This window comes from Candidatus Megaera polyxenophila (assembly GCF_029982035.1).
Lineage (GTDB): Bacteria > Pseudomonadota > Alphaproteobacteria > Rickettsiales > Rickettsiaceae > Megaera > Megaera polyxenophila.
Genome location: NZ_CP104166.1, coordinates 1705926 through 1727493 on the forward strand (window position 1 = coordinate 1705926; position 21568 = coordinate 1727493).

At 33.0% G+C, this 21568-nt stretch carries 19 protein-coding genes, 1 tRNA gene and 5 pseudogenes; 13 read left to right on the top strand and 12 right to left on the bottom strand.

Annotation, left to right across the window (positions count from 1 at the left end; translation table 11 throughout):
• The first annotated feature begins 59 nt into the window (after positions 1–59).
• A complete protein-coding gene (locus tag N3Z16_RS08945; RefSeq protein WP_223939107.1) occupies positions 60–1286 on the top strand; it encodes an aspartate kinase in 1227 nt (408 codons plus the stop codon).
• Positions 1287–1691: 405 nt separating this feature from the next.
• Here N3Z16_RS08945 and N3Z16_RS08950 read toward each other — a convergent pair.
• Positions 1692–2821 (bottom strand): annotated as a pseudogene (locus N3Z16_RS08950) (IS91 family transposase).
• A 195-nt stretch (positions 2822–3016) separates the two neighbouring features.
• Positions 3017–3148 (bottom strand): hypothetical protein, encoded by a 132-nt coding sequence (locus N3Z16_RS08955; RefSeq protein WP_282486222.1) that lies wholly within the window; start codon positions 3146–3148, stop codon positions 3017–3019.
• A gap of 150 nt (positions 3149–3298) precedes the next feature.
• On the opposite strand from N3Z16_RS08955, the gene N3Z16_RS08960 reads away from it, so the two are divergent.
• The 6 genes and pseudogenes from N3Z16_RS08960 (at position 3299) to N3Z16_RS11205 (ending at position 6604) form a co-directional block, all read left to right on the top strand.
• Complete coding sequence (locus tag N3Z16_RS08960; RefSeq protein ID WP_282486223.1) at positions 3299–3598, top strand: hypothetical protein; 300 nt, start codon at positions 3299–3301, stop codon at positions 3596–3598.
• 11 nt (positions 3599–3609) lie between these two features.
• Positions 3610–4261: pseudogene (locus N3Z16_RS08965) on the top strand (IS6 family transposase).
• A 535-nt stretch (positions 4262–4796) separates the two neighbouring features.
• A pseudogene (tnpA, locus tag N3Z16_RS08970) lies at positions 4797–5135 on the top strand (IS200/IS605 family transposase); the annotation flags it as partial.
• A 503-nt stretch (positions 5136–5638) separates the two neighbouring features.
• Positions 5639–6064, top strand: a complete 426-nt coding sequence (locus tag N3Z16_RS08975; RefSeq protein ID WP_282486224.1) for a helix-turn-helix domain-containing protein — start codon at positions 5639–5641, stop codon at positions 6062–6064.
• Positions 6031–6264, top strand: a complete 234-nt coding sequence (locus N3Z16_RS08980) for a hypothetical protein (RefSeq protein WP_282486225.1) — start codon at positions 6031–6033, stop codon at positions 6262–6264. Before N3Z16_RS08975 ends, N3Z16_RS08980 begins: the two co-directional genes overlap by 34 nt.
• A gap of 2 nt (positions 6265–6266) precedes the next feature.
• A pseudogene (locus N3Z16_RS11205) lies at positions 6267–6604 on the top strand (transposase).
• 146 nt (positions 6605–6750) lie between these two features.
• Here the strand turns inward: N3Z16_RS11205 and N3Z16_RS11210 are convergent.
• The 3 genes from N3Z16_RS11210 to N3Z16_RS08995 form a co-directional block, all read right to left on the bottom strand.
• Positions 6751–6825, bottom strand: coding sequence for a hypothetical protein (locus N3Z16_RS11210; protein WP_410519646.1), 75 nt, complete (start codon positions 6823–6825; stop codon positions 6751–6753).
• A 32-nt stretch (positions 6826–6857) separates the two neighbouring features.
• The gene (locus tag N3Z16_RS08990) at positions 6858–7622 is read right to left on the bottom strand and encodes an IS91 family transposase (protein ID WP_282486228.1); all 765 of its coding nucleotides are present in this window, start codon (positions 7620–7622) and stop codon (positions 6858–6860) included.
• Between the two features lie 73 nt (positions 7623–7695).
• The gene (locus N3Z16_RS08995) at positions 7696–7950 is read right to left on the bottom strand and encodes a hypothetical protein (RefSeq protein WP_282485543.1); all 255 of its coding nucleotides are present in this window, start codon (positions 7948–7950) and stop codon (positions 7696–7698) included.
• Positions 7951–8099: 149 nt separating this feature from the next.
• On the opposite strand from N3Z16_RS08995, the gene N3Z16_RS09000 reads away from it, so the two are divergent.
• The 3 genes from N3Z16_RS09000 to N3Z16_RS09010 all read left to right on the top strand — a co-directional run bounded on the left by N3Z16_RS09000 (position 8100) and on the right by N3Z16_RS09010 (position 11856).
• Complete coding sequence (locus N3Z16_RS09000) at positions 8100–9914, top strand: HAD-IC family P-type ATPase (RefSeq protein WP_282486229.1); 1815 nt, start codon at positions 8100–8102, stop codon at positions 9912–9914.
• Entirely contained in the window at positions 9914–10441 is a 528-nt protein-coding gene (locus N3Z16_RS09005) for a potassium-transporting ATPase subunit C (RefSeq protein ID WP_223939109.1), read from the top strand. Before N3Z16_RS09000 ends, N3Z16_RS09005 begins: the two co-directional genes overlap by 1 nt.
• Before the next feature lie 92 nt (positions 10442–10533).
• Positions 10534–11856 (top strand): MFS transporter, encoded by a 1323-nt coding sequence (locus N3Z16_RS09010; protein WP_282486230.1) that lies wholly within the window; start codon positions 10534–10536, stop codon positions 11854–11856.
• Positions 11857–12114: 258 nt separating this feature from the next.
• On the opposite strand, the pseudogene N3Z16_RS09015 reads toward N3Z16_RS09010, so the two are convergent.
• The 6 genes and pseudogenes from N3Z16_RS09015 to N3Z16_RS09040 all read right to left on the bottom strand — a co-directional run bounded on the left by N3Z16_RS09015 (position 12115) and on the right by N3Z16_RS09040 (position 17768).
• Positions 12115–13244, bottom strand: a pseudogene (locus N3Z16_RS09015) (IS91 family transposase).
• 195 nt (positions 13245–13439) lie between these two features.
• Complete coding sequence (locus N3Z16_RS09020) at positions 13440–13571, bottom strand: hypothetical protein (protein ID WP_282486222.1); 132 nt, start codon at positions 13569–13571, stop codon at positions 13440–13442.
• A gap of 167 nt (positions 13572–13738) precedes the next feature.
• The gene (locus N3Z16_RS09025) at positions 13739–14821 is read right to left on the bottom strand and encodes a class I SAM-dependent methyltransferase (RefSeq protein ID WP_282486231.1); all 1083 of its coding nucleotides are present in this window, start codon (positions 14819–14821) and stop codon (positions 13739–13741) included.
• Entirely contained in the window at positions 14787–15608 is an 822-nt protein-coding gene (gene lgt / locus N3Z16_RS09030; RefSeq protein WP_223939156.1) for a prolipoprotein diacylglyceryl transferase, read from the bottom strand. The genes N3Z16_RS09025 and lgt overlap by 35 nt, the downstream gene beginning before the upstream one ends.
• Positions 15609–15629: 21 nt before the next feature.
• A complete protein-coding gene (gene hemA, locus N3Z16_RS09035; RefSeq protein ID WP_223939112.1) occupies positions 15630–16853 on the bottom strand; it encodes a 5-aminolevulinate synthase in 1224 nt (407 codons plus the stop codon).
• A gap of 84 nt (positions 16854–16937) precedes the next feature.
• Positions 16938–17768, bottom strand: coding sequence for a YihY/virulence factor BrkB family protein (locus N3Z16_RS09040; protein WP_282486232.1), 831 nt, complete (start codon positions 17766–17768; stop codon positions 16938–16940).
• Between the two features lie 431 nt (positions 17769–18199).
• Between N3Z16_RS09040 and N3Z16_RS09045 the strand changes: the two genes are divergently transcribed.
• Positions 18200–18577 carry a helix-turn-helix domain-containing protein gene (locus tag N3Z16_RS09045; RefSeq protein ID WP_282486233.1) on the top strand — a complete coding sequence of 126 codons (378 nt, stop codon included), beginning with the start codon at positions 18200–18202 and terminating at the stop codon, positions 18575–18577.
• A 166-nt stretch (positions 18578–18743) separates the two neighbouring features.
• On the opposite strand, the gene N3Z16_RS09050 is transcribed toward N3Z16_RS09045, so the two are convergent.
• A tRNA-Val gene (locus N3Z16_RS09050) sits at positions 18744–18820 on the bottom strand.
• 146 nt (positions 18821–18966) lie between these two features.
• Between N3Z16_RS09050 and cmk the strand changes: the two genes are divergently transcribed.
• Both cmk and N3Z16_RS09060 read left to right on the top strand, forming a co-directional pair.
• A complete protein-coding gene (cmk, locus tag N3Z16_RS09055; RefSeq protein ID WP_282486235.1) occupies positions 18967–19629 on the top strand; it encodes a (d)CMP kinase in 663 nt (220 codons plus the stop codon).
• 99 nt (positions 19630–19728) lie between these two features.
• Entirely contained in the window at positions 19729–21453 is a 1725-nt protein-coding gene (locus tag N3Z16_RS09060; RefSeq protein WP_223939116.1) for a 30S ribosomal protein S1, read from the top strand.
• Positions 21454–21568: the final 115 nt, after the last annotated feature.

The window sequence follows — 21568 nt, forward strand, 5'->3', positions numbered from 1 at the left end:
TACTGCAAAGTGATAGAATGTTCAACGATTTAAATAACCGATATCTATAAGCAGTATTTATGGCTTTAATTGTCCAAAAATTTGGTGGTACCTCAGTTGCTGATACCATAAGGATTCAAACAATAGCAAAAATCATTTTAAGGGAATATGAAGCTGGCCATAAACTGGTAATAGTTGTTTCTGCTATGGCCGGGGTCACTAACTCTTTAATTGCTAAGTGCAGTGAAGTATCGCAATTAAATTCATATGAACAGATGCAGGAGTACGATGCTGTCGTAGGTAGCGGTGAAATTTTAACTTCCGGGCTAGTTGCTCTTGAATTACAAAGGATAGGGTTAAAAGCGCGATCTCTCCAAGGATGGCAAATACCTATTTTAACGGATAATGTTTTTGCCAATGCTCAGGTAAACTCTATAAATTCTGACTTTATCCATGATTTACTATCAGAAGGTATTATTCCAGTTATTACAGGTTTTCAGGGAGTTACTAGCAAAAAACAGCTTACGACTCTTGGTAAAGGAGGTTCTGATACAACAGCAGCTCTTGTGGCAGCGGCAATTGGAGCAGATAGGGCAGATATTTATACAGATGTAACAGGGGTGTTTAGCGCTGATCCAAGAGTGGTTCATGATGCTATTAAAATTGATTATATAACATGCGAGCAAATGCTCACCTTAAGCAGTTATGGCGCAAAAGTTTTGCATCCAAGGGCAGCTCTTGCCGCTGCGAGGTACAAATTTGATATGAAAATTTTATCATCTTTTGATGATAATCCGGGAACATTAATAAGCTCAAAAAATTTTGATATGGAATCTAAAATGGAAAAAAGGTTAATTACTGCAATAACTTCAAATAAAAATATTATACAGATTGATATTACCTGCGCTCCAGATAGTTTTTCTGAAGTAATCAACAAATTTACTGAAGAAGGCTTAATTGTAGATAAAATAGAAATTTACGCTCATAACAAAATTAATTTGATAGCAAGCCTAGCTGACAAAAACAAATTTCAAGCTACTTTAGATAATTTAAAAAGCCTCTCTAACATATTAATTTATGATATAAAATCAAACATTTCTACAGTAACAGCCGTGGGATATGGTATAAAAAACTATAGTGGTATCTGTTTCGATATGATTACTTTATTAAGTAATCAACAGATAAAAGTAAAAGGCATTGATTTAACAGAAACCAGATTTACCGTTGTTTTAGAAGATCAGGACACAGAAAAAGCTATTAAATTGCTGCATAAACATTTTAGGCTTAACAATAAAAAAGATGGCTAAATGCAAAAGGCGGAACAATCTACAATTAGGAAAACTTTTAGATTTATAGAGTTGATTTCTTACGTGAAAAACCCTTTATCTTTACTTCTTTTTGTTCTCTCTTGTTCTGCTTTTATTATCTTCTTACAACAGATATTTTACCATAACGACAAAGCACTTCTTTACGGACAGATAACTTTTTGGTTATGGATGACTATGTTTTAGTATAGGAAATTCAAAATTTGCAACCAGAAAAATCATCAATCAGCTTTTTAAAAATTCGTTTAATAAATATGTAGTTACCAGCCACAATATTAGAAATTATCAACACTTTTACAAAAATCTCTGCCAGAATCTATCTAAAAATAGGTTCAGTTTTACAAATTATGTGGCCAAGACGTGAAAGAAGTGTTCGCCATAATGATGTTATCTAGGCGTTGATAATAATTCATTGGTTCTTATTAATAACAATGGCGGAGATAAACCGTAATAAACTTGCCGCAGATTCATACATTTATTGCAATTATAGCAAAACAGAGGATCTATTTTAAAATTCAACCAAATCATTAATCTCCAACTAATGAGCTTAGTTTTCTTATGAACGATTTGATTAATTGCCTTATATACGATAGGTAATTGTACGCCCCTAGTTCTATTAGATAAAAAACCGTAATACCTAATCATTCGAAAATAACGATCTGGTATATGCATAATCAGACTAGCTATGAACTGCATCACGGGCATAGTTATGCGATCAATTGTATTATTATAGTGATCAAGAAATTTAAACGTTACCTGCTTTCCGTCGTAATTTTCTATTCTTGTCTCGGAAATAGGGGGCGTTTTATATACCGCCCTAAATATTCTATGTTGCGTTTATGATCATCCGATGGTTTTTGTAAATAAACATACCAACTGATTTCGTATAAACTACTCATCCAGTTATTAAAATTCTCAGCATTTTGATATGCGGACGGCAACTTCAAATTACTTGAGATATATTGAAAGCGAAATAACTCAAGGACTCTATGTCTCCACATTTTTTTAATAGGTTCGGCAGGAAAAAATAATTTTTGCCACTTGCCTTTGCTATTTATACCGCCGCAAGTAACCGATAAATGGATATGAACATTGCGTTTTAAATCTCTACCGAAAGTGTGTAAGGCAGTAAATATACCAACCACAAGATTTTTCTTTGTAGCTATCTCCTTAATAATTCCTGCTGCAATACCGGAAATCAATCCAAACAGATCACGATTGAGCCAAAATATCGGCCATAAAGAGTCCGGCATTGTAAATGTAATGTGCTGCCATCGTGTTTTTGGTAGAACATTGCTAGCCTTACTCACCCATTGATCCGTTTGTTTCTTACCACAACGAGAACAAAACCTACCTTTACAGCTGAATGCTACCGATTTATTGCGGTTACAATCACGGCAGCTATAACGTTTAAATCCTAAATATTTCGTTCCACACGATATAACTTTAGTGACGTTGAAAATAATGCCGTATCTTAGCTTGCCGTATTTTTTAGCGAAATCGAGACCAATTACCACGGTCTAGAAAAATATGTTTTATAGATATTCCTTTACCGACTATTTCCATAAATTACTTATAGTTAATGTTTTCTTACCAAGGAATCTTTCTTCCTTTGCGTTCTAAATCAAATTCTTTACAATCAGGGCAATAGTAAACAGAATTATACTTATGATTGGGAGATATTTTTCGCAACATTATCCAGAAAGCCTTGGCTATTTCCTTATCTCCTTCGGAAAAAATCTTTTGATCCTGCTGTAAGGAATTGCTTGCTCTTTAGAAATGGCCTTAAGAGTTTTTACCGCTAATTCATTGACCAAATGCTGCTCAGAGTGCAAGTTACTCATAACTCAATTATATATTATCTTATGTATGTCTAACATTCAGTCTTTATAACTCAAGTTAAAAACAAATCAAATACCAGTATTATAATCCTCCATAAATATTTATCGGTCAAGGGTATCTTCTTTTAAGCTGCCACCGATAGGTGGCTTATCTTGTCTGCTGCAATTTTTAGTATTACAGAAAGTATATATAAAAAAGGCTTTTATATAATAATAATAGCTATGCTTCGTCCTATATATTGGCTTCTTACTGGATATATTTTATCCAGAAATATAGAGAGGATGAATGGTTGTTTATCAGTAGCTGATGTTATTCAAAGGATATATGGGGGAATTTCGGGGAAGATCATAACTATTGCGGCAGTAATTATTTCGTTAGGAATGTTAGCGGCCCAATTTACGGTTCTGTCGGATCTGTTGCCAGCAAGCTATAAATTAGATATACTGAGTTAAAAATTAACAAAATGCCATTTCACATTTCTTCAAAACTACGCAAATATTTCAAAGGATTTTGTTCTTCACCAGAGATAATAATGTTGTTTGTATATATGAAGTGTAGATTCTCCTTAAGCTATAGGGATTTAGAGGAAATGGCTAGTATAAGAGGTGCTACAATAGACCACGCTACGCTGCAAGGGTGGGTAATAAAGTTTGTATCCTTAATAGACATGAGAGTGAGAAAATATAAGAAGCCTGTAGGTAAGAGCTGTAGACTCACTTGGTAATACCATAGAGTTTTTACTTAGAAAGTATAGGGAAGCAGAGGCTGCTAAAGCATTTTTCCGTAAAGCATTCAAGAATAACGAGCGTCCAGAAAAAGTAACAATTGATAAAAGCGGTAGTAATATATCCGCACTTAATAGGGCCAATAAAGATTTACCGGAAGACAAGCAAATTGAGGTACGTCAAGTGAAATATCTCAACAATATTATAGAGCAGGATCATAGATTTATTAAGAAGCGGACTAAGCCGATGCTTGGATTTTAAAGCTTTCTCTCTGCTAAAATTACTATCGCCGGTATTGAGAATATCCGTATAATTCAAAAAGGACAAATTATTGGTAGCAATAACAATGCTTCTACTTTTGAGAATTTTAAAATGTTAATGGAGGCATAACGTCCAAAATCTCAGTTTTACTTCAAAAACACATTCCTCAAATGTAAATGGAGTCTGTAATATAGTTTGTGTAAGATGCAAAAGGGTATAGTAGAAAATACTATAAAAAAGCAACTTAAACACAGAGGAAAAAATGTTTAAAACAAATAGTCAATTAGGGCTTGACTATTTGTCTTTTTTGATCACTAACAGCAACAGCCTATGCTAACAGTACAAGTGCGGTTTGTTTTTACGCTAAACTGTGCATCTGTTAATTTAATATCAGTTATTTGTCCGATAACACTTTCACTTAAGTCATAGTTAAAGTTATGATTAATCATAATAAAGCCTCCATAAAAAGTTTTTTTAAGTTTAAGAATACAGTTAAGCGTTCTTAGGCAATCTAAGCATATAAGTGCTCTATTATTCAACCTAAAATCATTTTGAAATATAATTTTTTGTTATTTGCGTTGTAAAAATACACGAGTGATAGTTATTTACTTAATCTCTTTCGGGTTTAATTCCCCGAAGCTCTGCTTCGTGCTATACTGTAGCAATGGAAGAAAGCAGTTATATTCACAAGAGTCATAATGTCACAGTACTAATATATCACTTGGTAACTCCAGCAAAATATAGGAGAGTAATATTCAATCAAGAAATAGACGAATATTTATGCAAAATTTGTGAAGGCATTGAGGATCGTTACGAGATCAGGTTTTTAGAAATAGGTACGGATGACGATCATGTACATTTTTTACTACAATCAGTTCCGACTTATAGTCCAACAAAGGTAGCGCAAATAGTCAAAAGTATTACAGCTAAAAAAATGTTTGAACAATTCCCAAGTCTTAAAGAGAAGTTATGGGGTAGTGAGTTTTGGACGAAAGGTTATTTTATAGTATAGGAAATTCAAAATTTGCAACCAGAAAAATCATCAATCAGCTTTTTAAAAATTCGTTTAATAAATATGTAGTTACCAGCCACAATATTAGAAATTATCAACACTTTTACAAAAATCTCTGCCAGAATCTATCTAAAAATAGGTTCAGTTTTACAAATTATGTGGCCAAGACGTGAAAGAAGTGTTCGCCATAATGATGTTATCTAGGCGTTGATAATAATTCATTGGTTCTTATTAATAACAATGGCGGAGATAAACCGTAATAAACTTGCCGCAGATTCATACATTTATTGCAATTATAGCAAAACAGAGGATCTATTTTAAAATTCAACCAAATCATTAATCTCCAACTAATGAGCTTAGTTTTCTTATGAACGATTTGATTAATTGCCTTATATACGATAGGTAATTGTACGCCCCTAGTTCTATTATTAACCCACCAATTAAATACCCGACATAACTATTGCCAAGAAGGAAGGAATTTGTATAATGCAATAATGTCAAAAAGTGAAGATTTTAGGAAATTATCAATAAGCGCACAAGCGTCGATGAGAAAGATTGCTCTAAAACTAGTAAAAAGAGGAGAGAGTCAATCGTCGGTAGGTGAATTAATAGGAGTGAGTCGCCAGACAGTAAATGAATGGGTAAGGAGGGAAAAGAGAGGCGACAAGTACGCAATTAGTGGGAAGTTAAGAGGTAGAAAGATAGGAGAGAAAAGGCTTATAACCGAAGATCAAAGTAAAATAATACAAGGGTACGTAAATATCTCTAGACCAGAAGATCACAATATCAAATCAGCATTATGGTCAAGAAAATCAGTTAATGCACTCATCAAAAAACATTGTGGATTTTTTCTTCCCCTAAGTACAATAGGCGAATATTTAAGAAGATGGGGGTATACTGCACAAAAGCCAAAAAGTTAGCATATGAGCAGCAACCCAAAAGGGTTCAATTTTGGTTAGATGAAGAATATCCGTCAATAGCCAAGCAAGCAGAATATGAAAAGGCAGAAATACATTGGTGCGACGAAGTAGGGATAAAACAAGAGTGTCAGGTATTACAAAGCTATTCTTTAAAAGGAAAAACCCCTGTTGGATTCATAAATCGAAGAGATTTAGTATAAACATGATATCCACTGTTACAAATAACGGTAAGCTAAGGTTTATGCTGTACGAAGAGACACTAAAAACAAATGTATTTATAGAATTTTTACGGAGGTTGGTAAAATATCCAAGAAAAAAATCTTCTTAATCCTAGATAATCTCAAGGTTCATCATAGCAAAAAAGTACAAATATGGACTCGGAAACATAAAAAGAAAATTTCTTTATTTTTTCTGCCTCCGTATACTCCGCAACATAATCCGGATGAATATTTAAACAACGATTTAAAAAGAAATGTAAATAGGAAACATATACCTCTTACAAAATCTGAACTCCAAGTGGAATTTAAAATCTTAGGATAAGGACTTTGCAATTTAACCCAGAACATATCAAAAGATTATTTCAGGCGAAAGAAGTAAAATATGCCGCCTAAGTCGGGTAATTTAGTTGGTGGGTTAATAGATAAAAAACCGTAATACCTAATCATTCGAAAATAACTAATAGCTTTTTAAATTTTTCCTAATGGTATATGCATAATCAGACTAGCTATGAACTGCATCACGGGCATAGTTATGCGATCAATTGTATTATTATAGTGATCAAGAAATTTAAACGTTACCTGCTTTCCGTCGTAATTTTAAATTCTTGTCTCGGAAATAGGGGGCGTTTTATATACCGCCCTAAATATTCTATGTTGCGTTTATGATCATCCGATGGTTTTTGTAAATAAACATACCAACTGATTTCGTATAAACTACTCATCCAGTTATTAAAATTCTCAGCATTTTGATATGCGGACGGCAACTTCAAATTACTTGAGATATATTGAAAGCGAAATAACTCAAGGACTCTATGTCTCCACATTTTTTTAATAGGTTCGGCAGGAAAAAATAATTTTTGCCACTTGCCTTTGCTATTTATACCGCCGCAAGTAACCGATAAATGGATATGAACATTGCGTTTTAAATCTCTACCGAAAGTGTGTAAGGCAGTAAATATACCAACCACAAGATTTTTCTTTGTAGCTATCTCCTTAATAATTCCTGCTGCAATACCGGAAATCAATCCAAACAGATCACGATTGAGCCAAAATATCGGCCATAAAGAGTCCGGCATTGTAAATGTAATGTGCTGCCATCGTGTTTTTGGTAGAACATTGCTAGCCTTACTCACCCATTGATCCGTTTGTTTCTTACCACAACGAGAACAAAACCTACCTTTACAGCTGAATGCTACCGATTTATTGCGGTTACAATCACGGCAGCTATAACGTTTAAATCCTAAATATTTCGTTCCACACGATATAACTTTAGTGACGTTGAAAATAATGCCGTATCTTAGCTTGCCGTATTTTTTAGCGAAATCGAGACCAATTACCACGGTCTAGAAAAATATGTTTTATAGATATTCCTTTACCGACTATTTCCATAAATTACTTATAGTTAATGTTTTCTTACCAAGGAATCTTTCTTCCTTTGCGTTCTAAATCAAATTCTTTACAATCAGGGCAATAGTAAACAGAATTATACTTATGATTGGGAGATATTTTTCGCAACATTATCCAGAAAGCCTTGGCTATTTCCTTATCTCCTTCGGAAAAAATCTTTTTGATCCTGCTGTAAGGAATTGCTTGCTCTTTAGAAATGGCCTTAAGAGTTTTTACCGCTAATTCATTGACCAAATGCTGCTCAGAGTGCAAGTTACTCATAACTCAATTATATATTATCTTATGTATGTCTAACATTCAGTCTTTATAACTCAAGTTAAAACAAATCAAATACCAGTATTATAATCCTCCATAAATATTTATCGGTCAAGGGTATCTTCTTTTAAGCTGCCACCGATAGGTGGCTTATCTTGTTTTCTGTATTTACGGAATTTGCTTATAGCAGGAAAAATTTTAAGGTTATCTCAGAAAAAATTACTAACAATCATGCATTAATTAAAAAACTTAATTCACTTAATGATGTTGATGATTATCAAAAAGTGAAAAAAGATTCTATAAAATCAGGAAACTTAATTTTGTTACATAGTGGTGAGGAAGTGCCTTTTGACGGTGAAGTCATAAAAGGTATGAGTTATGTTAATGAAACTGATATAACAGGTTCTTTAGAGCATAAATTAAAAAGCCCTACTAAAGATAATATCCTAATAGCTGGCAGTATAGTAGAAGGAGGAGATTGGATTGTAATGAAAGTCAGTTTTGCTAGTAATAAGTCCTTTTTTACTAGAGTAGATAGGTTACTTCGAAACATAAATAGAAGAGCTATGCCTTCTGAGGTGGCCCTGCAGAAATTAATGATGGGGTTATCAATATTATTTGCTAATGTGATTTTTGTCATGTGGGTAATAGCTAGCTATTCTGGTGTAGAAATACCGGTTATTTATTTGATTGCTTTAATGGTAGTGCTGCTTCCAACCACAATTTCTACTTTACAAAAGGTTGTTGTTTATAACGGTATGGTCAAACTTGCAGAGCGTAATATAATCGTTCAGGATCAAGTGGCTTTTGATAATGCGGTTGACCTCGATATTGTACTGCTTGACAAAACTGGTACTTTAACTGTCGGCCAACGAGAAATGGTTAACTTCAAATTAACTTCAAAAACCGATGAAAAAGATTATTTTAGGTATTTATATTTATCTTCCATAAATGATAATACTGAGGAAGGAAAGAGCATAACCGCTTTTGCCATAAAAAATTACAAAGATTTGGATAAAAAAATAAATCTTGAATTGTACGACTATTTGCCATTTCTAGCCTCAAATCCTATTAGTGGATGCAACTATAATAATATGGAAATTAGAAAAGGTAGTTTACAGTCGATAGCAAACTACCTTGGAAAAACTATAGAATCCTTTCCTCAAGAAGTACAAAGTATAGTTAAGGAAGTAGCAAAAACACACGGAACTCCTTTAATTTTAACTGTTAATAAAAAGATAATAGGTATCATAAATTTGCACGATAGTTTTAGAAAAGGAGTTGTAAAACAGATACGTAGTATTGAGAGCTCAGGAATTGCCACAATAATGGTTACAGGAGATAACGCTATTACGGCTTCTTATATTGCAAAAAAACTGGGCATAAAAAATTTTTATGCTGATTGTACACCTGAAAAAAAACTTGAGGTAATTAGATCTCTTCAAGAAAAAGGATTTATTGTAGGTATGTGCGGGGATGGATTAAATGATGCATTAGCTTTGGCACAAGCTGATATAGGTTATACGTTTGAAGATAGGGGGTACGTGCACTCAATATTAGCAGGTAATATTGTTGCAAAATATCACAATTTACTAGGTATTATTGAATTAAAGAATGAATGTAAAAAAATCACAGTAAGAAAAGGAGCTATAACGGTCTACTCTATAGCTTCTGATTTAGCTAAATATTTTATCATTGTTCCAGCATTATTTACTACGGCTTTTCCTTCCCTGTCAAAATTAAATATTATGCAATTCCAATCGATAGATAGCATATTACTTGCTTCTGTTATTTTCAATGGGTTAATAATACCATCCCTTCTACCACTAATTTCCTATAATTTAAAAAACGTACAAAACAAAACGTATTTATGGCGGATAATTTTACTATGTGGTTTTGGAGGAATAGTTTCTCCGCTTTTATTTATTAAACTAATTGAGTTCATAATTTATAAAGCTGGTTTAATATAATGAAAAATATAGTTCTTAGCTTATGCCTATATATTTTCTGTTTTTTAGTTATCGGTCTTTACACTTTAATTATATATCTGATAGGCCAGACTTTTTGGCCGGAAAAAACAAAAGGGAGTTTAATTATAGATAAAAACAGTAATATTAGAGGATCTTATTTAGTAGCTCAATACCTTCAAGATACCAGATATTTCAAACCTAGACCGAATATAGAAGCTGATCCTGAGTGCGATATGGCACTATATAATACCGATTTTAAGAGAGCTTTAATTCACAATTACGATAAGCAGTTAAACCATTCTAATGTAATTATGATAACCCCGTCTGCAAGCCTCTATGATCCCTTTATTACTAAAGCAGAAGCTATTTTGCAGGCTCTGATGGTAGCCAAAACCCGGGGAGTGGATGTTAATAAAATTTATAAATTAATAGAACAAAATACACTTTATAAACAGAAAATATTTTTTGAAATAGAAATAGTTAACACCTCCATTCTTAACGCTGCATTAGATGATTATTCCAATTAATCAAGATAAAATTGCAGTTAAAAGATTATATCTTGATTATAAATCTAATTTTTACTATTATGGCCGAGTAATTAAATATTATTAAATTGGGAATGCTAAAAACCGAGAATAAAATGTCTATAGCACCTGAAAATCAATACCTTACAGAGAGCTTTTTTCTTTCGGAAAAAGAAAGAAAAATATATAACAAGTGGAGGGTAAGGATACTGCTTTCAGTTATTCTAGGCTATGCTACATTTTACCTATGCCGCCAAAATTTTTCCATGATTATGCCAGCTTTTATGGAAGAATTTGGTTACACAAAAACAGAACTAGGCTTGGTCTTAACTGTTGCTTCCATAATTTATGGAATTGGAAAATTTGTTAATGGGTATTTTAGTGATAAATCAAATTCCAGATATTTTATGCCTCTTGGGTTATTGTGTTCTGGATTAACTACATTTTTCTTAGGCTTTTCTGAAAGTTTAATGTTCCTTAGTATATTATGGATTATTAATAATTGGTTTCAATCGATGGGGTGGCCGCCAGTAGCTAGAATGCTAACACACTGGTTTGCCCCGAAAGAACTGGGAATAAAATGGGCTTATGGTGCTACTTCTCACCAAGTGGGGGGAGCTATTACTTTAGTATTTACCGGTTATTTAGTTGCGGATTTCGGGTGGAGGTCAGCATTTTTTGTTCCAGCTATTATTGCCGTTATCGTTGCTTACATCTTATTTAACAGGCTAAGAGAATCACCAAAAGAACTTGGTTTTCCGCCAGTGGAATTATACAAAGCTCAAGAAATTAATAAAGAGAACGAAGAAAAAGATAATTTAACTACTGGAGAAATCATTAGAAAAGTGTTTTTTAATATAAATATGTGGTACGTATGTTTGGCTAATATGTGCTTGTATATTGTAAGATTGGGAGTTATATTTTGGGCTCCTTTATTTTTAAAAGAATTTAAAAATATGGCAATTAATGAAGCTGGATGGCATGTTGCAGCTTACGAGCTTGCCGGGTTATTAGGCGGGGTTTCTGCAGGGTGGATTTCTGATAAAATATTTCATGGCCAACGAGGGCCAGTTGGAATGGTATTTATGCTTTCTCTTGCTTGTACACTTTGGATATTTTGGCAATTACCAACGGATTATGTAATTTTAAACGGATTAATGATGGTTTTGATGGGGTGTTTTGTTTATGGTCCCCAGATATTAGCGGGAGTGGCCTCAGCTGATTTTGCTTCTAAAAAAGCAATTGGAACAGCAAATGGATTAGTAGGAACAATGGGTTACGTGGGTTCAGGAATTTCCGGTGTTTGTGTAGGGATAATCTCTGATCATTGGGGATGGAGCGCAGTTTTCATGTTTTTTATAATTTCGGCTCTAATGGGAGGATTTTTCTTTTACTTGACATGGGAAAAGAAAAGATAAGAAATTAGCTAGTTCAAATAACCTTAAATTTACAGGGTATATAAATTTATTTTATAGTATAGGAAATTCAAAATTTGCAACCAGAAAAATCATCAATCAGCTTTTTAAAAATTCGTTTAATAAATATGTAGTTACCAGCCACAATATTAGAAATTATCAACACTTTTACAAAAATCTCTGCCAGAATCTATCTAAAAATAGGTTCAGTTTTACAAATTATGTGGCCAAGACGTGAAAGAAGTGTTCGCCATAATGATGTTATCTAGGCGTTGATAATAATTCATTGGTTCTTATTAATAACAATGGCGGAGATAAACCGTAATAAACTTGCCGCAGATTCATACATTTATTGCAATTATAGCAAAACAGAGGATCTATTTTAAAATTCAACCAAATCATTAATCTCCAACTAATGAGCTTAGTTTTCTTATGAACGATTTGATTAATTGCCTTATATACGATAGGTAATTGTACGCCCCTAGTTCTATTAGATAAAAAACCGTAATACCTAATCATTCGAAAATAACGATCTGGTATATGCATAATCAGACTAGCTATGAACTGCATCACGGGCATAGTTATGCGATCAATTGTATTATTATAGTGATCAAGAAATTTAAACGTTACCTGCTTTCCGTCGTAATTTTCTATTCTTGTCTCGGAAATAGGGGGCGTTTTATATACCGCCCTAAATATTCTATGTTGCGTTTATGATCATCCGATGGTTTTTGTAAATAAACATACCAACTGATTTCGTATAAACTACTCATCCAGTTATTAAAATTCTCAGCATTTTGATATGCGGACGGCAACTTCAAATTACTTGAGATATATTGAAAGCGAAATAACTCAAGGACTCTATGTCTCCACATTTTTTTAATAGGTTCGGCAGGAAAAAATAATTTTTGCCACTTGCCTTTGCTATTTATACCGCCGCAAGTAACCGATAAATGGATATGAACATTGCGTTTTAAATCTCTACCGAAAGTGTGTAAGGCAGTAAATATACCAACCACAAGATTTTTCTTTGTAGCTATCTCCTTAATAATTCCTGCTGCAATACCGGAAATCAATCCAAACAGATCACGATTGAGCCAAAATATCGGCCATAAAGAGTCCGGCATTGTAAATGTAATGTGCTGCCATCGTGTTTTTGGTAGAACATTGCTAGCCTTACTCACCCATTGATCCGTTTGTTTCTTACCACAACGAGAACAAAACCTACCTTTACAGCTGAATGCTACCGATTTATTGCGGTTACAATCACGGCAGCTATAACGTTTAAATCCTAAATATTTCGTTCCACACGATATAACTTTAGTGACGTTGAAAATAATGCCGTATCTTAGCTTGCCGTATTTTTTAGCGAAATCGAGACCAATTACCACGGTCTAGAAAAATATGTTTTATAGATATTCCTTTACCGACTATTTCCATAAATTACTTATAGTTAATGTTTTCTTACCAAGGAATCTTTCTTCCTTTGCGTTCTAAATCAAATTCTTTACAATCAGGGCAATAGTAAACAGAATTATACTTATGATTGGGAGATATTTTTCGCAACATTATCCAGAAAGCCTTGGCTATTTCCTTATCTCCTTCGGAAAAAATCTTTTGATCCTGCTGTAAGGAATTGCTTGCTCTTTAGAAATGGCCTTAAGAGTTTTTACCGCTAATTCATTGACCAAATGCTGCTCAGAGTGCAAGTTACTCATAACTCAATTATATATTATCTTATGTATGTCTAACATTCAGTCTTTATAACTCAAGTTAAAACAAATCAAATACCAGTATTATAATCCTCCATAAATATTTATCGGTCAAGAGTATCTTCTTTTAAGCTGCCACCGATAGGTGGCTTATCTTGGTATCGCAATCTAATTTAACCAAAAAAGCTATACTCCATAGCTTTAAATATTTCTCCCATTTGTTCTTTTGAAATAAGCCTATGAAGTTGAGCGTCTAGAATAACGGCTTCTTTTGGTAAGGATTTGCTTTTTAGTAATTGTTGGCGAATAATTATACCCCAATTTACTAAAAAATCTCGCTGAGAAAAAATAGAAACATTCTTGATCCCTTTTTGTAGAGCAGCATTTTTGAGAGTATTAAAATCCACATGAGCACTCAGATCAGATTCCCCTAGTGATTCAAAAATTGGATGATATTGATGGTGTTTTATCGCCTGAAGAGTTGAGCTATATTGATTCCTACTTCGCTTTGATGATTCAATATTATAACCGTAGTCTATAACCAAGCAAACACCTCTGAATTTTGTAAGATGGATAGCTATGTTACGTGTTATTTCTAATGTTTCGGCTGATTCTTCTATTAATGCTCCATCCTGAGCGTTTTTGTGATCAATATTTAACTGTTGTGATAAAGCTTTATTTAATTCTATTTTATCAAATTTAAGCCTATTATCTATTGGATCACATATTATGACCGATTCATACCATGTTTTGCGAATTTTTATATACTGTTTAATAGGTAAGGCGTCAAAAAATTCGTTGCTAATAATAATACAAGGGATTGGTGGAAGTTCGTTAATATTATTAATCCATGTTACCCTTGAACTAGTAAAGGAAAGATTAGTTTTTTGCTGTTTAATAAAATTTTTATTTATTTCATAGAGAAAAATTTTAACTGCTTTTGTAAATTCCGGTACTAATTTGGCTACCCGCATTAAGTCACGCATTAATATTCCCAATCCCGGCCCAAACTCAACAAGCGCAAATTTTTTTGGACACCCTAATTGCTGCCATTTATTAATTGCCCAAAATCCAATAGTTTCACCAAAAAGCTGAGAAATTTCTGGCGCAGTAATAAAATCACCGTCTGCGCCTATTGAGGTTTTAGACCTATAATATGAGCTAGGGTTAATTGATGATACCTCCCTCATCATATCATCAATTTTAATATGGCCTAAATCTTTAATTATTGATCTTATTTTTGCGTCTATCGCCATTTTTTATAGTGTTTTTAGTGCTATGGTTTAATAAATATGTACCTAGTAGAATCATAGGGATACATAATATTTGACCTAAGGTAAAATATTTAAAAATAAAACCAATTTTAACATCTGGTTCTCTAAAAAACTCAACAAGCACTCTAAAACTACCATAAAAAATTAAAAATATTCCAGACATTCTACCGGGATTTTGTAGAAATTTACTTTTATAAGTAAAATACAACATTATGCAGAATAAAAATAATCCTTCTAACAACGCCTCGTATAATTGGCTAGGATGTCTTGGAAAACCGTCGCTATGTGGAAAAATTACTGCCCAAGGAACATTAGTTTGCCGGCCATAGAGTTCTGCATTTATGAAATTTGCTATTCTACCTAAGAAAAGACCAATTGGTGCTACAATCGCTAAAACGTCAGAAAATGAAAGAAATCTAATTTGATTTTTTTTACAATATAAATATGCAGCTACGCCCACACCAAATATTCCACCATGAAAAGACATGCCTCCTTCATAGGTTTTTAAAATCTCAATTGGATTAGAGAGGTATTTCTCTGGATCATAGAATAAAACATGACCAAGCCTTCCACCAATAATAATAGCAATAATAGCCCAGCTAATGAAGTCTTCAGTGTGTTGTTTACTAATACCAATTGGGTATAAAAGGATCAATTTATTTGCATAATACCACCCAAGCAATATACCAACGATATAAGAGAGCGAATACCATGAAACTGCTAAAGAGCCTACAGAAAATATTACAGGGTTGATATTGGGAAAATCAATCATATAAGAATACCACTTGATTCAAGCTGCTTCTTCAAATCCTAGTTTAATACCGAGTTCATTAAACACATCAACCAAAGCCAGGGTTAACTCCTCAATCATTTGATCTGTATGAGCAGGGGTAGGGGTTATTCTCAGGCGTTCTGTACCGCGGGGAACTGTGGGGAAGTTTATGTGCTGAACAAAAATGTTATGTCTATCAATTAGCAATTGGGAAGCTAATCTAGTTTTGTCTGGATCGCCAATAACTATAGGGACAATATGACTTTTATTGCGATAAAAATTAATACCTGCTTCTGTGAAAGATTTTTTAACTTTAGCTACCACTTCTTGGTGCTTTTCTCTTTCTTCTTCTGAATTTTTTAAATGAATAATACTAGCTTTTGCTGCAGCAGTGATCACCGGAGGAAGGGAGGTAGTGAAAATAAAACCGCTAGCAGTTGATCTAATGGCATCTATCATATTTTTATTTCCTGCTATATACCCACCAATAACTCCATAAGCTTTAGCAAAAGTTCCTTGTATAATATCTATTTTGCTTTCAAATCCAAGCATATTAGCAATACCTGCGCCTCCTTTACCATAAAGACCAACGCTGTGAACTTCATCGATATAAGTCATTGCATTGTATTTCTTAGCCAGGGAACAGATATCTTGTATAGGAGATATTTGACCATCCATGGAGTAAGCAGATTCAAAAACAATAATCTTAGGTTTTTTGATATCAACTGTTTTAAGAAGTTCCTCTAAGTGATTTATATTTAGGTGTTTATATATATGCTTCTCGCATCTGGAATTCCTAATACCTGCTACCATAGAAGCATGGTTAAGTTCATCGGAGAAGAAAATCAAATCAGGCATAACCTTTGCAAGCGAGGTAAGAGTAGCATCATTAGAAACGTATCCAGAAGTAAATACTAGGGCAGAGTCTTTGCTATGAAGATTAGCAATTTCATTTTCCAATTCTTGAATAGAGTAATTATTACCACCAATGTTTCTAGTACCTCCAGAACCTACTCCATTATCCAGGAGGGCTTGAGCGGCGGCTTGTAAAACAGTAGGGTGCTGACTCATCCCAAGATAATCATTTATACACCACATTATGACGTTTTTTCTTCTATCCTTTCCCCAGATAGCTTTTGGAAACTCTCCGGCTTTCCTTTGTAAGCCTATGAAGTTTCTATACCTGCCTTCTGTTTTTATTTGATTAACCTGTTTCTCAAAAGCGGCTTGATAATTATACATTTACATCCCTGTATTATAAACCTAGTCCAATATACATATAATCAACTATTTTAGAAATATTTAATTGTTTAATTTACTATTATTTTATGAATTACCATTGGTATTGTGCTTCATAAGGTAATTGAACTCTGCCCCTAGGATAAAAATCATATTAACTATATAAAAGAAAATTAGGGTAACTATAATACTTCCTAAAGAACCGTAAATTATATTCAATTGGTTATAATAAACCAGGTATGTAGATAATAAATATCCACTTAATATCCAAAGCAATACACTTAAAAATGCTCCGGGTATAACCTCTGAAAATTTAAGTTTTACATTTGGGATGAGATAATATAGGGAACATACGGTTATAAACAGAGATAAAAATATCAAAAGATATCTAGAAAAATTCAGTATTGTTTTATAATCTTCTATCATTCTCATAAAACTCGGAAGTTTTTGCAGGCCAATAGGAATTATAATAAGCAATAACATAGTAAGGGATATCATAGTACTTATAAACAAGAATTGGGCAATACTTAACATTCTTCTTAAGAAATAATTAGGGGGTGATTTGATTTGATAGACGCGGTTTAGTATGGTTCTAAGGCATTCTACAAAGGACGAAGATGTCCATATACTTCCTACAATCGCAAGAGTTAAAAGACCTTGGGGAGGAGTAGTCATAAGCTCTTTAATTCTATTTCTAATTGAGTCAATTGATTGAGCTGGCATATTCTCAAGAGCAAGCTGAATAAATTTCTCTCCTAGTTCTGATGCTCCAAAAAAACCTGTAAAAGCGAGAATAAAGACAAAAAATGGGAAAATTGAAAGCAATACCATAAATGACATATAACCTGAATGTTCGATCCCGTCATGATCAATCATTTTAACTATGGCTTGGTATAAATTAACGATAACTCTTTTCATTATATAATATTCGTTCTTTATGGTTATAAATATAAAATGGTGTTTTAGGTATATATGGTTTATTTAGGTTTTTCAATGGCTTATTAAAGACACTTACTTGCAGATAAAAAGAAAAAATAAATAAAATTTCTATAGAAATTTATTCTGTAATATTTATTAACTAAACTTAATAAAGTATATGTAGAAATAATATATAAAAACATAAAATTTTTTATAAATTTCTTTTGTAGAAAGTACCTTCTTTTTAAAAGAATGTTTGATAAAAAAAGGATATCTTGTTAAAATTAATATATATATTAATTCTTAAAAAATATTAAATAAGTTCTTGCAATTAGATAAAGTCTATGGTAATTCTACTATTGTTTAAATGTTGTATATAGTGCAAATCTTATTAACTAATACAATATAATACTTGACTAAAAGAGGTAAAAATGGCTCGTAAAAATGATTATATAGAAGAAATTGACAAATTTATAGGTAATAAAATCTATTCTTTAAGATTAGCAAAAGGATTGTCCCGTCAGCAATTATCACAAGTTATTGGTGTAACTCACCAACAGCTACAAAAATACGAAAAAGGTAACAACAGGATTTCTGTAGGAAGATTAGTTCTGATATCAAAGGCTTTAGATAAAAATATATCATATTTTTATGAAGGTCTGGAAACGGGCAACAAAGAAGCAACTGTGACACAGCATCAACGCATGTGTATTGAAGTTTCACGTAATTTTATGAAAATTGAAAATACGGAGCATCAAAATGCAGTTAATACCCTTATAAAATCTTTAATAAAAGATAAAGCGGCTTAGTTTAAAAGCAAATGACCCTCGAAACTTTATAGGGGGTCATTAAAAAGAAAACAAAAAAGCAAGAATTGCTTGTACCTAATCCACGTTTCTAGACACTCAAGTTTAAAACAATTAACTTCCTTTAAACCACTTTGGTATTCGAGAATAAAAAATAAATTATAAAGAATGGTGGGCGGTAGAAGACTTGAACTTCCGACCTTTACGATGTCAACGTAATGCTCTAACCAACTGAGCTAACCGCCCAAAAATTTTTTAAATCCGGTATGTGTACATCTATTTACCCCGATTTTTTTTGAATTTCAAGATTTTAATTTGAATTTTTACCTAAAATGAAATAAAAGCTATTTAAAAAATAGAAATTTACTATTAGAGATAATTATCAAAAATAAATGAAAAATTTAAAAGAAAAAGCGTATAATGAAAATAATAGTTTTGTTATAGCGTTAGATGGCCCATCGGCATCCGGGAAAGGAGCAATAGGGAGAATGCTTGCCTCTGAATTTAACTTGAAGTATGTGCAATCCGGTATTGTTTATAGGAGTCTGGCTTATTTGTGCATAGTGAACAATATCGATGTGGCAGATGTTAAAAAAATAATTGAATTTTCAAAAACTGACCATCTGGTTGAACTTGCAAAAGAAATGGATTTAAATCAGGAAAGTATAGGGAATTATGCTTCCAAGATTTCTACTATTCCAGAAGTTCGTACTAATATAAATAAATACCTAATTTTAATGATTACAACATATCCAAGAATTATAATGGAAGGGCGGGATATAGGCACTGTAATAGCCAAAGATGCGGATTTAAAAATTTTTATTACTGCAGATGTTAATAAAAGAGCAGAAAGAAGATATAAGCAGTTGCAGGAAGAAGGAAAAAAATGTAAACTGGAGGATATTTTGCAATTACTTAAAGAGCGAGATTTGAGGGACAGTATGCGTATAGTAGATCCTCTAATGGTTGCTTCAGATGCTTTTGTTATTGACACTAGCAATATGGATCAACAGGAAGTAATAGCTGAAATTAAAAACTACATAGAATTGAGCTAATCCTAAAGTTTTAGTACCAAGGGGATATAGCTTATTTATTAACCTTAAAATTTGCACTAAATTTTGGTACGGTTTAGCTGCCTAAAAAGTATAGTATTTATGTTATTAAAAAAGAAAAGATTTATTCCTCAATTAAGCGACATTACCCCAAGTAGTGAAGATTTTGCCCATTTACTGGAAAGCGTTAATACTAGCCATGTAAAAGAAGGTATGGTGGTAAAAGGTCAGGTAGTAGAAACTAACGCTGATGTTATAGTTGTCGATGTTGGTCTTAAAAATGAAGGAAGAATAGCAGTAGCAGAATTTCAAACAGGCATGAATCAGACATTACCAAAAGTTGGTGATATAGTTGATGTGTTCGTTGAAAAAGTTGAGGGTAGACGAGGTACTGTTTTAAGCCGTGAAAAGGCTATCAGGGAAGAATCTTGGGTAACACTAGAAGATTTGTTCGAAAAGCAACAAAATGTTATGGGGGTTATCTTCGGAAGAGTTAAAGGAGGGTTTACAGTTGACTTAAAAGGAGTAGTAGCTTTCTTGCCTGGAAGTCAAGTGGATGTAAGACCTATTAAAGATCCCACTTCAATTATGCACATTGAACAGCCGTTCCAAATTTTAAAGATGGATAAAAAGCTCGGTAATATCGTTGTTTCAAGAAGAGCTATACTTGAGGAGTCAAGGTCAGAAGCTAGAGACGAAATGTTATCGCAGATCAAAGAAGGGATGGTCTTAACAGGAGTAGTCAAAAATATTACCGATTATGGAGCTTTCGTTGATCTTGGTAGTGTAGACGGGTTATTACACGTTACCGATATCTCCTGGGGTAGAATTAATCACCCTTCCGAAGTTCTAAGATTTGGTCAAGAAATTAAGGTTGTAGTTATTAAATATAACGAAGATACGAAAAGAATCTCTCTTGGCATGAAACAGCTAGATACTAACCCTTGGCAGAATATTAAGGAAGAATTTCCTATTAATAAGGGAATGAAAGGGAAAGTTACAAATATTGCTGATTACGGTGCTTTTATTGAATTAAAAGACGGTATCGAAGGCTTAGTGCATTCTTCAGAAATTTCTTGGGGTAAAACAAATCAAAATCCTAAAAAATTACTAACTATCGGGCAAGAAGTTGAGTTTATTATTTTAGACGTAGATACTGACAAACATAGAATTTCTTTAAGTATTAAAAGATGTCAGGATAATCCTTTAGTAAAGTTCGCTGAAAAACATCCTGTAGGTAGCGTTATTAAAGCTCCTATCAGAAATATTACAGATTTTGGTATGTTCGTAGCTATTGACGTCAATACGGATGGAATGATCCATGAGTCTGATATTAGTTGGGACGAAAACGGATCAGAAGCTTTAAAAAGATTCAAAAAAGGGGATGAAATTGAATGTAAAGTGCTCAGTATTGATATTGATAAAGATAGAGTAGCACTTGGTATTAAACAACTGTCTGAAGATCCAAACGAAGGTAGTGATGCAGGAGAATTTAAGAAAAATATGGTTATAACCTGCGTCGTAACTGAAGTAAAAGAGGATGGAATCGAAGTTAATATTGATGGCAAAGCTGCCGGTATTATTAAAAAAGCTGACTTATCAGCTGAAAAATACGACCAAAAACCGGAAAGATTTGCAAAAGGAGATAGGCTAGATGCAAAAATAATATCTATTGATAAATCCGCTAAAAAAATAGGCCTTTCTATTAAAGCTTTAGAAATTGAGGAACGTCAAAAAGCTATAAAAGAATACGGTTCAACAGATAGCGGTGCAAGCCTTGGCGATATTTTAGGTGCTGCTCTTGACGGAGTTAAAACTAGCAAATAAATTTACTTAAAATAACAAAAAAAGAAGCGGAATCTTACACAGGTTTCGCTTCTTTTGTTCAATCTAATATCTACGGTCGTAGGGGTCATCATTAGTTAATTATAGCTATTCGTTA